This is a genomic window from Campylobacter sp. US55 (assembly GCF_004378955.1).
Classification (GTDB): Bacteria; Campylobacterota; Campylobacteria; order Campylobacterales; family Campylobacteraceae; genus Campylobacter_D; species Campylobacter_D jejuni.
Genome location: NZ_RYYF01000001.1, coordinates 1 through 11934 on the forward strand (window position 1 = coordinate 1; position 11934 = coordinate 11934).

Below are 11934 nucleotides of genomic sequence, written 5' to 3' on the forward strand. Positions count from 1 at the left end.
TGGTATTATGGCAGCTATTGATCATATTAATGCTTTAAAAGATTTAGTTAAACGCTTTCCAAAATTTGCAGATTTACCAAAAATTTATGGGGGGGGGGTCTTATGGAGGATACTTATCTTTACTCATAGCAAAAATAGCTCCTTGGTATGTGGATGGTGTGATTGATAATTCAGGATCCGCCTTACCTCCTTTGATTTATATTTTAGGAAGAGAAATGGAAGGCGGTTGTGATTATGTATTTAATGATCCAAATACTCTAATAGAATGTTTTCTAAAGACCCACTGGACACGTAAAGAAAATTCACCTTATTTTTTTAATAATGAAAATTATTTTATTAGAACATTGTTAAATAAAGATCATTTGATTTTACAAAGTCAAAAAAATAAAAATATCATTTATGTGAGTTATCATAGCAAAGAAGATCCTCTAACTCCAGCAAATTTTAAAGAACAAACCATGCAAATATTAAAAATTTTAGGATATGATGTAAGCTTAAATTTGATAGATGAAAATAAAATTGATGGAAAATTTATTAAAAATTTAGATCATGGTTGTGGTATACCTGATAAAGCCTTATTTAGAAAAGAACTTCCTTTAATGCTTGAAAAACTACAAGGAAGAAAATCTTTAATACAAGAAAATTCCATCTCTTATCCTTGTGGAAATAAAGTATTTACTTTTAAAGATGTGGGAGATAAATTTAAATTAGAGATAAAAGATTAAAACCTTAAAGGTTTTAATCAAGCTTTGCTAAATCGATTAAATCACTCACTTTTTGACAATTTTTCAAGTCCTCGGCTGTGATTTTTAAAGCAAAAAGATTTTTATAAAGCACCATCACAGATACAAAAGCCAAACTATCCCACTCATCTATATCATCAAGTAGCATATCTTCATTTAAGTCTTCATCTCTATGCATAGCTTCTTTAAGCTCTTCTAAAAATTCAGTTTTTGTCATTATTTCTCCTTTGTGTAAATTAAAATATCTTTTGTGTATAAATCCTTGAAATTTAGCACCGCACTTCCCCAACTAAGCCCTGCGCCAAAAGCACTTAAACTCGCTTTAAATTCTTTTGGAGTATCTAACTCGCAAAGTAGGGCAGGTAGTGAACAAGCACTTAAATTAGCGTATTTTTCCATGATGAAATTAGGAACTTTATCATCATTAAGTTTTAATTCTTCTTTAATACAATCAATCAAATACGCATTAGATTGATGAAAAAGATGAAAAGCAATGTCTTTTTCTTCTACCTTGGAAAATTCTAAAATTTCTTTAAAGCTTTTAGGTTCGCATTCTAAAGCCATATTAAAAATATTTGCTCCGTCCATGTAAAGATTTTCTAATTGTCTAAACTCCTCAGTTTGCATGAGCGAATCATCGTTAAAAATATCTGCTTTAGGTATTCTCATCGCACCTTTTGGAATGATGAGTTTATCAAAATATTTTCCATCACTTCCAAGCTCAAAAAAAGCTTCATTAAAATCCGTTTTTTCAATCAAAGTTGCACTTACTCCATCGCCAAAAATAGGGGCTAAATTCATATTTTTAGGATGGATGAATTTGCTTAAAGTATCCCCGCAAATGAGTAAAATTTTACCTAAGCCACTTTGTATTAAAGAATGAGCGACAAATAAGCCGTATAAATATCCTGCACAAGCTTGTCCTAAATCAAAAGCTATGGTTTTAGAGCTTAAATTTAAAAGCCGATGTAAATAACAAGCCGTAGAAGGCATGAAAAAATCAGGACTTTGAGTTACTACGATGAGTGCATCAAGGCTATTTTTATCTATATTTAAACCTTGCAAAAGTGTATTGGCTGCGTGTTTTCCAAGATCACTTACGCAAGTGTTTTCATCGCAAATATAACGCGTGTTTAAACCTATGACTTTTTTCATTCTTTTAAGGGTTTTAATATCGTTTGAAAAAACGTTCTCTAACTCATCATCAATGCAAATTTTATGTTCAGGTACGCTTACGCAAATGCCTGAAATTTTGGCTTTATCAAATTTAGTTTTCATGGATTATAAGTCCTTTAAAATTTAAATTTTGAAATGAAACAAGGGCTGAGTTTTTTTCAATTTCTTTAGAAATTTGTTCTAAAAAGCTTAAAAATGGCATATTTCTTTCGCCTTTTTGATAATAAAGCCTTGCATTATTGTTTTTAAGATTGAAGAATTTTAAAGCTAGTTCAAAGGCTTTAAAAAACATTCTAGTTTCAAGTTTTCTACCTAAAGCCCTACAAGAAATACAAAGATCATCGATAAATAAATTTCCTTCTTTGCAAGAAAAAACAAAAATAGCGATAATCCCACTATCGCTTAATTTATCACTCATGCTCACACTTACAATGAGTTCTTTTTGCATATATTGTGCGACTTTTTCTTGATTTAAGCGTGTGTAATTAGCGATAAATTGATTGGTTTTGCCTAAAAGTTCGCTAATGCGAGGGATATTTTGTAGATCATTTTTGCTAAAATTTAAGCTGATTTCAAGATTTTGAAAATATTCTTCATCACTTAAGCTTTTAAGCTCTTCTCTTAAAGCATTGGCTGCTATATCTTTGGCACGAATTTGATCTTCTTTGGTATTTGAAAGTTTTAAAAGATTAGGAAAAAGCTTGATTTTATAAAGTATATTTTCATCACATAAAAGTGTTTTAACACCTGTAAATTTGGTATTTTCAAGCTCGGCGATATTATCATCTATAAAAAGCATAGCGTTAGTATTTATATTAAATTTTTTAGCAATTTTTAAGATATTTTCACCTTTTGGCTCCCAATTGATCATTCTAGCATCAAAATCATCCCATTGTAAGATGAAATCTTTCCTTGTTTCAAAAAGTTTTTTTGCGTCTTTTTCTTCATTTTTTGAAGCTAGGGCAAGTAAAAAGCCTTGTTTTTTAAAAGTTTTAATTTTTTCTTGTAAGGTTTTGTGCAAAGGACTTAAATTAAGATTATCTATACCCTCTTCACCTAAAATTCCTTGATACAAGGTATTATCAAGATCAAGCACAAGAGCTTTAAGAGCAGGTTTTATGAGTGCAGGAATGAGACTGAGTCCTAAAATTTGTGCTAAGAAAATCAAGGCTTTATTATTAAGCTTAGAGCCTGTAAGTTCTTCTTTAGCTAGGTCTAAAATATCTTCTTCATCAAAATACTCTTTTATGAGTTTTTCTATGTTGAAAATTTCGCAATTTAAAATTTTTTTATCTGTTTTAAATTCTCCTAAACTAAGGACTAAAATAGGGTTTTGTGAAATTTTTCTTAATTCTAGAAGTTTTTCTTCTAGAAAATTTTGCACATTATTTTTATAGCGGGTTAAATCCAGCCATAAAAGTTCTAAATTAGCTTCTTTAAAATTATCAAAACTCAAGCTATCATCATAAGAGCTGAAATTAAACTCAGCTCTTAAATTGGCAAAATGTAAAAAAGGAGCAATGATACTTTGCACTCCTTCAAAAGCATGATTTCTATGGATATTGATAAGAAGATCTTGACTTTTACTAAAGTCTAATTCTTTGGCAAATTTTATAAGCTCATTGCGTTTTAAATGAGGCGAGAAAAGATTCATTTTAGCTCCACAAGTTCGATTAAAAGCCTATTTGGCATCATGATAAAACAAAGTTTAGCAAAATAGCTTGCTTGCATAATAGGAACAATGCAAATGCCTCCTTGTTGTTCTAAAAGAATTAAATCTTGGGCGATATTTTTACTTTCATAGGCTAAATGATACATTTTGGTATTATTTTTCAAATAGCTATCTAGTGGACCTTTATCGTTTAAATTTTGCAAAAGTTCAAATCTATACTGTGGAAATGCTTCATTGCAAGGAATGATAAATTCGCCTCTTACTCCTTGTTTTTCATCTATAAATTCTGCTTCTTTGTAAAAACCTAGTTTAAAAAAACATTCCCTTTCTTTTTCTAAATTTTTACAAGCCACACCTATATGATGAAGGGGTAAATTGAGTGTTTTATCAAGCATTTAAAACTACTGCCATAGTGATAGCATTTTTAAATTTCAATGCTTTTTCTAAACTATAATCATTTGCCATAAAACATTCATAAGTCTTAAGCTTTAAGCCCGATTTTTCTATTAAATCTTTAACTTCATCAGGATGGGAAAATAAATAAATATGATCAATAGCAGGAGCATTGATAGGAATAGTTGCAAAAATTTCTCCTCCATCACTAAGAAGCTCTTTAGATCTTTTAAGAAATTCAAGAGGTTTTTCTACATGTTCTAGCACTTCTCCAATCGCTATCAAATCAGCTTTTTTATCAAAATCATAAGTAAAAAAATCTTGACATAAAAAATCACATTTTGTAATCAGTTCTCCTATTTGTTGTTTTACCATCTTTTGAGTAAGTTCGCAACTCGTTGGAGAGATATCAAGTCCATAAAAGGCGGAAAATTTACCACTTTTAACTGCTCTTGCAAAATATTCTCCATGACCAGGGCCTATTTCAAAATAAGTTGTTTTTGGAGTGAAATTTTGCAAATATTGTGAAAAATACTTTCTCACTTTAATATGAGCTATCCAAACAAAAGAAGAAAGAGCTAAGCCTATCATGTATTGTTTCATATAGCTTTCATTAAAATAAACTTTATCCTTAACTTCATCAAAGTTAGAATAACGATAAGTCCCATTTTCTATGAAAAATTTTGTTTCTTCTAAAGTATCGTTAAGGATCAATAAATAACAATCGCATTGTTCTTCTATGTTGATACCATCTTGAATATAATAAGAAATTAATTTATCAAATTCTTCTTCGTCTTCTTGTGAAAATTCAATTTTTTTAAGATATTTAGAATGGATAGGATTTTTTTGAGCAATGGCTTGAAATAATTTTTCAATATTTTCTTTCATTTTTTGGCCTTTAGGGTTTGAATTTTTTCTAGTAAAGCGTTTTGGGATTTTAAGAGACTTAAATCTTCTTTGCTAAATTTGATTTCAAATTCTTCTTCTAAACTCATGATGATATCAATATGAGCTAAAGAAGTCCAGTTCTTGCAATTTTCCATGTTTAAATTTGTATTTTCATCTACTTTGGTTTCAAGTATATTTTCTAAAATTTCATAAAATTGTTTTTCCATTGTATAGCACTTTCTTAAGAATGTTGAAAATTAATATATTGTATCATAATTTTCTATTAGAATTGTTTGGTTTGTATCTAATTTTTCCCATAAAATTTCTATATATTCTTTAGCGTTGTAAATGTTTATATGATCTCCTGCAAAATTATTTTTTTTAAAATTTTTAGTACTATTAACAATATTGATAATGTTAATTAAATTGGGTTCAGAAGATATGTCAAGTTTTCTAACATAATAACTAATGGTTTTATTGTATGATATATTGTTTTCATCAATTAAAATTCCAGAGAAAATTTTATGATATCTGTAAAATACATTAAATTGTTCTTCTGCATAATGTGTTAGTGTATGCCCTTGGCCTCCAAATGTCATATATTTTCCATTCTCTTTGGTTAAAACCTCATAAACACAATTTTCTCCAAAACAACTTGTTGTATCTTTTAAAAATAATTCTTCTTTTGCTCCTTTTATAGCAAAAGAAAATATAGGATCATTTGTGCGTTTTACTCCTGTTTGTTTGCGAAAATATTCATTTAATGCTCCCATTTTTGTTTTGGAATTTATTTTGTCATAAACTTCATTTTTACAAAAACTATAAGTAAAGGTTGGCATGATCAAAGTGCCTTCTTTGCCTATAACTTCAAAAAAACAATTGAGTATAGTCTGTAAAAATTCATTTCTAGAAAGCAAAGGCATGCCAAAGTTAAAAAGTTCTGTATGTACGCATAAAATATCACCCCTTTTTATACCTAGTTGATAAAAAGCATCTATTAAATCTTTATCGGAGTATTTTTTGCCATTGTGTTCTAAAAAATATTTCATTTTACTAGTCCATAAAATTTTATTTTTTCCAAAAGTTCTTTAAATTTATAAGCTTGCATATTTAAGATATTGGCTATATCGATGATATCATTCTCTCCATCGCAGTAAGCTAGAAAATTACAAGCTAAAGGAATGTCATTGGCAGTGCTAAGGGTATGATATAGTCCTCTTTTGCCAAGATTGGGTTCGCATACTATGGTGTTTTCATATACGGCGTTGATTTCTAGATTTAAAATTATTTCTTGCATGCTTTGAAGTCCACCCATTAAACCTTTTTCAGAGATAAAATTGAGATCATCTTTTGAGTTATGATATCCATCATAATCACCATACCTTGTGCGACATACTCCTACTATACCAAGATTTACAAGCGGAGCATTGTATTGTCTTTCATCGCTTCCACGATCTAAAAAACTAAAAGCTTTGAAATTTTCTTTATTTTTAAGCGTATGCAGGGCGACTTTATCGCTTAGAGTATTTTCTTTAGGCGTGTGTATGAGTGAGTAAGCATGATCATCGCCTAAGCAAGAAAGCACAAAGCCTGCTTTAACATGTTTTTTTAAATGTTCTAAATGTTTACTAAGATAGACTATAGAGCCTATGGTTTCAGGGATGATGACAAAGCGGTAATTATATCTTCTTTCTTTTAAACTCAAAAGCCATTTTGCTAGAAAAATAGCTACCACAGGCCCGCTAAGCTCATTATTTGCCATGGAAGGGTGGCAAAGATAGGTTGAAATTAAAATTTCATCTTTTGAATTTTGCGTACTTGGTAGGATAAAATCAGCATAATCTAAAACCCCATTTTCATCATGTTTCGCATCGATATAGACTTTGTATTTGCCTTTTTTAAGTTTTTTTCTTTCATTGTGTGTGAGACAAAATCCCCAACGCCTTTTATAGTAACTCGTTACGTAAGGAATGGCATCAGGTATTTCTTCTATGGAGTAAAGATGATCTTGAAGCTCTTCTAGTTCGATTTCTTGATCGATGGCTTCGCTATAGTTTAGAAGGTGTAAATTATGCTTTTTAAAATCACAAATTTTTTCTCCCTCTGGAGTGATGATATAGGCTTCTTTAACATTCCATTCATCAGGGACTATCCAGTCAAAAACCTTTGTACCACTTTTTATAGAGTGAAATTTGAGTATACCCCCCCCCCAGAGTTTTATTTAAAATTTCTAAGCTATCTCTAAAACCTTGCCCTGTGATACTCCTAGCGATAGGAAAAAGTTCACAAGCTAGTTCATACATAGCCTTTCCGGTTTGGCTAAAATCTTGACCTCTAAAGTCTAGCTTATCCACAATATCCCTTTTTAACTTTTTCAAGAATGCTAAATAAAGTATCTTTTATAAATTTTGCATCTTTTAGATTCATTTCTTGATGACAAGGTATGCTAAGCTCGGCTTTGTAAAAATTATCCGCATTTTGGAGTTTTATTTCTCCTAAGAGTTTTTTATAAAAACTAAACTCATAAGTTGGTTTATAATGTACCTGTACGCCAATTCCTGCATGAAGTAAGCTTTCAAAAAGCTCTTCTTTTTGACAATAAAATTCAGGAAAAAGCAAAATAGGATACAAATGTCTTGAACTTTTTTTATAATCTTTGATTTTTATCGTGGAAAAATAAGGATTTTTTTCAAATTCCTTATCATAAAAACTTGCGATTTCTTCTCTTTTTCCAAGATTGTGATCGAGTTTTTTAAGCTGATTTATCCCTAAAGCACAAGCAACATCACTTAAGCGGTAATTATAGCCAAGTTCTACCATATCGCTATCCCAAAGTCTTTTTTTAATTATGCCGTGACTTCTTAAAAGCTTGATTTTAGCGATAAGCTCTTCATTATCACTCACCACAGCCCCGCCTTCAAAAGTGGTAATAGGCTTAACAGGGTGAAAAGAAAAGATAGAAAGATCGGCTTTTTTCCCTACTTTTTCACTTTTATACAAAGCGCCTAAAGCATGGCTTGCATCATCGATTAAAGGAATATTATATTTTTTAGCAAGGTTTGAAATTTCATCCATTTCAACGCTATTGCCCGCAAAATCCACTACGCTAATAACTCCTATATTTTCACTATCTTTTAAAAGTCTTGCTTCTAGTTTTTTTTCATCAATATTGCCATCGTTTTTAATGTCGATAAACTCTACCTTGGCCCCAGCCATTAAGGCCGCATTAGCTGTAGCAGCGAAGGTTAAAGGAGTGGTTAAAACGATTTTTTCTTGGACACCTAGTGCTGTGTAGGCAAGATGAAGGGCTGAAGTGGCTGAGTTTAACACACAAGCGTATTTTACATCCACATATTCACAAAGGGCTTCTTCAAATTCATCTACCTTTTTACCCCCTGTTAAAATTTCATCTTTTAAAGCTTTTATAAGTGTATCTATATCACTTTGATCGATGTTTTGATGAGAATAAGTAAGCATTTTAAAAACCTTCGGTGTGATTGATGATTTCTAAAAGTTCTTTTTCACTTGCCCATAAAGGATTATTATCCGAGCTATAAGAAAAACCATCTTTTACTTTTTGTCCTTTTTCACCTAGGGCATTGATACTAAAGTCATTATCTTTATCTACAAATTTAATACTCGGGCTTATAGCATAGTAGTTTTCAAATTCATAGGTTAAATGACTATCATCGCTTGAAATCATGATTTCATGTAGTTTTTCTCCTGCTCTTATACCTATGATTTTATGGCTTAAATTAGGAGCTAAAGCATGGGCTAGATCGGTGATTTTCATAGAAGGAATTTTAGGGATGAAAATTTCTCCTCCATGCATTCTTTCAAAATTACTCAGCACAAATTTTACTCCATCTTCAAGGCTGATCCAAAAACGAGTCATTCTTGTATCAGTGATAGGAAGTTCTTTAGCTCCTTCACTGATGAGTTTTTTAAAAAAAGGCACCACTGATCCTCTTGAGCCTACAACATTGCCATATCTTGTAACACCAAAGCGTGTTTGTTTGTTACCTGCTATATTGTTTGCAGCGACAAAAAGCTTGTCGCTTGCAAGTTTGGTTGCACCGTATAAATTTACAGGATTGCAAGCCTTATCTGTGCTAAGAGCGATACATTTTTTAACCCCATTTTCAAAACAAGCATCGATAACATTTTGCGCACCGTGGATATTGGTTTTTATACATTCCATAGGGTTATATTCAGCAATAGGCACATGCTTCATCGCGGCAGCATGTATAACAAAATCCACATCACGCATAGCAGCACTTAAACGCTCTTTATCTCTTACATCTCCTATAAAATAACGCATACAAGGAGCATTAAAAACGCTTGCCATTTCAAATTGTTTGAGCTCATCACGAGAATAAATGATGATTTTATTAGGTTTATAGTTTTCTAGCAAAACCTTAGTATAGGTTTTTCCAAAAGAGCCTGTTCCGCCTGTGATTAAGATATTTTTTCCGTTAAACATTTTGCCTTCCTTTGCTTAAGTTTTTTTAAAATTAAAGCAACAAGTGTTCCTATTTTAAAATTCTTGGCAAGGTTATGCCAGTTTGGGCTTGATACTTGCCTTTTTTGTCTTTATAAGTGGTGTCGCATTTTTCATCGCCTTGTAAAAACAACACTTGTGCTATGCCTTCATTAGCATAAATTTTTGCAGGTAAAGGTGTAGTGTTTGAAATTTCTATAGTGATATGTCCTTCAAAACCCGGTTCAAAAGGGGTAACATTGACGATGATGCCACATCTTGCATAAGTGCTTTTGCCAAGACAAATAGCTAAGACATCATCAGGCATTTTAAAATACTCTATAGTTCTAGCTAGGGCAAAAGAATTTGCAGGAACTATACATACATCGCCTTCAAAATCTACTACATTTTCTTCTACGAAATTTTTTGGATCTACTACGGTTGAATTAACATTGGTAAAAATTTTAAACTCACGCCCTACGCGTATATCGTAGCCATAACTTGAAAGTCCATAGCTTATTACACCTTTTCCTATATTTGCTTCGCAAAATGGCTCGATCATCTTGTATTCTAATGCCATTTTTCTTATCCAGTTATCTGCTTTTAAGCCCATTTTTAACCTTTTAATATTTGTAATTTTTTATAAGGATTATAACCTAAAAAATCTATATTTTTTATGATTTTTTTCTTTTTTAAAGTTAAATTTTAAGTTTTTTTATATAATACAAGATTAAGTTCTTAAATTTTAGGAGAATTTTATGACAAAAGAAGAAATTAAAGAGTTAGTAAATCTTTTTGCTGAAGCAAATATTAGTAAAATTAAGATCAAAGAACAAGATGGTTTTGAAATAGAACTTGAAAGAGATATGTGTTGCGATGTTCCAGCTCCTGTTTGTCCTCCAGTTCCAGCTCCACAACCTATCAATGTAAGTGTTGTAAATGAAGCTCAACCTAGCCAAAATGCAAAATCAAACAAGCCAAGTATAAACAGCCCTATGGTGGGAACTTTCTATCAAGCTCCAAGCCCAGGTGCAGCACCTTTTGTAAAAGTGGGTAGCACGGTTAAAAAAGGCGATACTATAGCTATTATCGAAGCGATGAAAATCATGAATGAAATTGAAGCGGAATTTGATTGCAGGATTGCTGAAATTTTAGTTGCTGATGGTCAGCCTGTAGAATTTGGAATGCCTTTATTTGCGGTGGAGAAATTATAAAATGGAAATTAAAAGCATATTAATTGCTAATCGTGGAGAAATAGCACTACGCGCTTTAAGAACGATTAAAGAAATGGGTAAAAAAGCAATTTGTGTGTATTCTGAAGCAGATAAAGATGCTTTATATTTAAAATACGCTGATGCAAGCATTTGTATAGGAAAAGCAAGAAGTTCTGAAAGTTATTTAAATATCCCAGCTATTATCACAGCAGCTGAAATTGCTGAAGCAGATGCGATTTTTCCAGGATATGGATTTTTAAGTGAAAATCAAAATTTTGTTGAAATTTGTGCTAAACATAACATTAAATTCATAGGTCCTTCTGTAGAGGCTATGAATTTAATGAGTGATAAATCAAAAGCTAAACAAGTAATGCAAAGAGCAGGCGTGCCTGTAATCCCAGGAAGTGATGGGGCTTTAGCAGGAGCTGAAGCAGCTAAAAAACTTGCTAAAGAAATAGGCTATCCTGTGATTTTAAAAGCAGCTGCAGGTGGTGGTGGTCGTGGTATGCGTGTGGTTGAAAATGAAAAAGATCTTGAGAAAGCGTATTGGTCGGCTGAAAGCGAGGCTATGACAGCATTTGGCGATGGAACTATGTATATGGAAAAATATATTCAAAATCCGCGCCATATAGAAGTGCAGGTTATAGGAGATAGTTTTGGTAATGTGATTCATGTGGGTGAAAGAGATTGTTCTATGCAAAGACGCCATCAAAAACTTATCGAAGAATCTCCCGCGATTTTGCTTGATGAAAAAACACGCACTAGGCTTCATGAAACTGCTATTAAGGCAGCCAAAGCTATAGGATATGAAGGTGCGGGAACTTTTGAGTTTTTAGTTGATAAAAATTTAGACTTTTATTTTATAGAAATGAATACACGTTTGCAAGTTGAACACTGTGTAAGTGAAATGGTAAGTGGGATTGATATCATAGAACAAATGATTAAGGTAGCAGAAGGTTATGCCTTACCATCTCAAGAAAGTATTAAGCTTAATGGGCATTCTATAGAATGTAGAATTACAGCTGAAGATTCTAAAACTTTCTTGCCAAGTCCAGGTAAGATTACTAAATACATTCCACCAGCAGGACGCAATGTAAGAATGGAAAGTCATTGTTATCAAGATTACAGCGTGCCTCCTTATTATGATTCTATGATAGGCAAACTTGTAGTTTGGGCAGAAGATCGCAATAAAGCTATTGCAAAAATGAAAGTAGCTTTAGATGAGTTGCTTATAAGTGGGATAAAAACAACCAAAGATTTTCATCTTTCTATGATGGAAAATCCTGATTTTATTAACAATAACTACGATACAAATTATCTTGCAAGACATTAAAACTTCCCTATTAAAGGGAAATTTTAATTGTAATT

At 31.7% G+C, this 11934-nt stretch carries 12 protein-coding genes and 2 pseudogenes; 3 read left to right on the plus strand and 11 right to left on the minus strand.

The window, feature by feature from the left end; genetic code table 11:
• Positions 1 to 725 (plus strand): annotated as a pseudogene (locus tag ELQ07_RS00010) (DUF2920 family protein); the annotation flags it as partial.
• Positions 726 to 738: 13 nt separating this feature from the next.
• Here ELQ07_RS00010 and ELQ07_RS00015 read toward each other — a convergent pair.
• The 11 genes and pseudogenes from ELQ07_RS00015 to dcd form a co-directional block, all read right to left on the minus strand.
• Positions 739 to 960 (minus strand): acyl carrier protein, encoded by a 222-nt coding sequence (locus tag ELQ07_RS00015; RefSeq protein ID WP_002786077.1) that lies wholly within the window; start codon positions 958 to 960, stop codon positions 739 to 741.
• Positions 960 to 2021 (minus strand): beta-ketoacyl-ACP synthase III, encoded by a 1062-nt coding sequence (locus ELQ07_RS00020; RefSeq protein ID WP_134224562.1) that lies wholly within the window; start codon positions 2019 to 2021, stop codon positions 960 to 962. Before ELQ07_RS00020 ends, ELQ07_RS00015 begins: the two co-directional genes overlap by 1 nt.
• Positions 2011 to 3573: an HAD family hydrolase gene (locus ELQ07_RS00025; RefSeq protein WP_134224563.1), complete on the minus strand. Its 1563-nt coding sequence runs from the start codon at positions 3571 to 3573 to the stop codon at positions 2011 to 2013. The genes ELQ07_RS00020 and ELQ07_RS00025 overlap by 11 nt, the downstream gene beginning before the upstream one ends.
• Positions 3570 to 3986, minus strand: coding sequence for a VOC family protein (locus tag ELQ07_RS00030; protein ID WP_052801152.1), 417 nt, complete (start codon positions 3984 to 3986; stop codon positions 3570 to 3572). Before ELQ07_RS00030 ends, ELQ07_RS00025 begins: the two co-directional genes overlap by 4 nt.
• A complete protein-coding gene (locus ELQ07_RS00035) occupies positions 3979 to 4872 on the minus strand; it encodes a class I SAM-dependent methyltransferase (RefSeq protein WP_134224564.1) in 894 nt (297 codons plus the stop codon). The genes ELQ07_RS00030 and ELQ07_RS00035 overlap by 8 nt, the downstream gene beginning before the upstream one ends.
• Entirely contained in the window at positions 4869 to 5099 is a 231-nt protein-coding gene (locus ELQ07_RS00040) for an acyl carrier protein (protein WP_134224565.1), read from the minus strand. The genes ELQ07_RS00035 and ELQ07_RS00040 overlap by 4 nt, the downstream gene beginning before the upstream one ends.
• 30 nt (positions 5100 to 5129) lie before the next feature.
• Complete coding sequence (gene legH / locus ELQ07_RS00045; protein ID WP_134224566.1) at positions 5130 to 5921, minus strand: N-acetyltransferase LegH; 792 nt, start codon at positions 5919 to 5921, stop codon at positions 5130 to 5132.
• Positions 5918 to 7226, minus strand: a pseudogene (locus ELQ07_RS00050) (DUF4910 domain-containing protein). The gene legH and the pseudogene ELQ07_RS00050 overlap by 4 nt, the downstream one beginning before the upstream one ends.
• Positions 7219 to 8349, minus strand: coding sequence for a UDP-4-amino-4,6-dideoxy-N-acetyl-beta-L-altrosamine transaminase (gene pseC / locus ELQ07_RS00055; RefSeq protein ID WP_134224567.1), 1131 nt, complete (start codon positions 8347 to 8349; stop codon positions 7219 to 7221). The pseudogene ELQ07_RS00050 and the gene pseC overlap by 8 nt, the downstream one beginning before the upstream one ends.
• A gap of 1 nt (position 8350) precedes the next feature.
• On the minus strand, positions 8351 to 9355 hold the full coding sequence (gene pseB, locus ELQ07_RS00060) for a UDP-N-acetylglucosamine 4,6-dehydratase (inverting) (protein WP_038816875.1): 1005 nt from the start codon (positions 9353 to 9355) through the stop codon (positions 8351 to 8353).
• Between the two features lie 49 nt (positions 9356 to 9404).
• Complete coding sequence (gene dcd, locus ELQ07_RS00065) at positions 9405 to 9965, minus strand: dCTP deaminase (RefSeq protein ID WP_002861983.1); 561 nt, start codon at positions 9963 to 9965, stop codon at positions 9405 to 9407.
• A gap of 145 nt (positions 9966 to 10110) precedes the next feature.
• On the opposite strand from dcd, the gene accB reads away from it, so the two are divergent.
• A complete protein-coding gene (accB, locus tag ELQ07_RS00070) occupies positions 10111 to 10566 on the plus strand; it encodes an acetyl-CoA carboxylase biotin carboxyl carrier protein (RefSeq protein ID WP_002861982.1) in 456 nt (151 codons plus the stop codon).
• Between the two features lies 1 nt (position 10567).
• Positions 10568 to 11899 (plus strand): acetyl-CoA carboxylase biotin carboxylase subunit, encoded by a 1332-nt coding sequence (locus ELQ07_RS00075; protein WP_002854112.1) that lies wholly within the window; start codon positions 10568 to 10570, stop codon positions 11897 to 11899.
• The last annotated feature ends 35 nt before the right edge of the window (positions 11900 to 11934 follow it).

Coding starts and splice junctions, on each gene's coding strand:
- ELQ07_RS00015 (WP_002786077.1), bottom strand. CDS start 960: ATGACAAAAACTGAATTTTTAGAAGAGCTTAAAGAAGCTATGCATAGA.
- ELQ07_RS00020 (WP_134224562.1), bottom strand. CDS start 2,021: ATGAAAACTAAATTTGATAAAGCCAAAATTTCAGGCATTTGCGTAAGC.
- ELQ07_RS00025 (WP_134224563.1), bottom strand. CDS start 3,573: ATGAATCTTTTCTCGCCTCATTTAAAACGCAATGAGCTTATAAAATTT.
- ELQ07_RS00030 (WP_052801152.1), bottom strand. CDS start 3,986: ATGCTTGATAAAACACTCAATTTACCCCTTCATCATATAGGTGTGGCT.
- ELQ07_RS00035 (WP_134224564.1), bottom strand. CDS start 4,872: ATGAAAGAAAATATTGAAAAATTATTTCAAGCCATTGCTCAAAAAAAT.
- ELQ07_RS00040 (WP_134224565.1), bottom strand. CDS start 5,099: ATGGAAAAACAATTTTATGAAATTTTAGAAAATATACTTGAAACCAAA.
- legH (WP_134224566.1), bottom strand. CDS start 5,921: ATGAAATATTTTTTAGAACACAATGGCAAAAAATACTCCGATAAAGAT.
- pseC (WP_134224567.1), bottom strand. CDS start 8,349: ATGCTTACTTATTCTCATCAAAACATCGATCAAAGTGATATAGATACA.
- pseB (WP_038816875.1), bottom strand. CDS start 9,355: ATGTTTAACGGAAAAAATATCTTAATCACAGGCGGAACAGGCTCTTTT.
- dcd (WP_002861983.1), bottom strand. CDS start 9,965: ATGGGCTTAAAAGCAGATAACTGGATAAGAAAAATGGCATTAGAATAC.
- accB (WP_002861982.1), top strand. CDS start 10,111: ATGACAAAAGAAGAAATTAAAGAGTTAGTAAATCTTTTTGCTGAAGCA.
- ELQ07_RS00075 (WP_002854112.1), top strand. CDS start 10,568: ATGGAAATTAAAAGCATATTAATTGCTAATCGTGGAGAAATAGCACTA.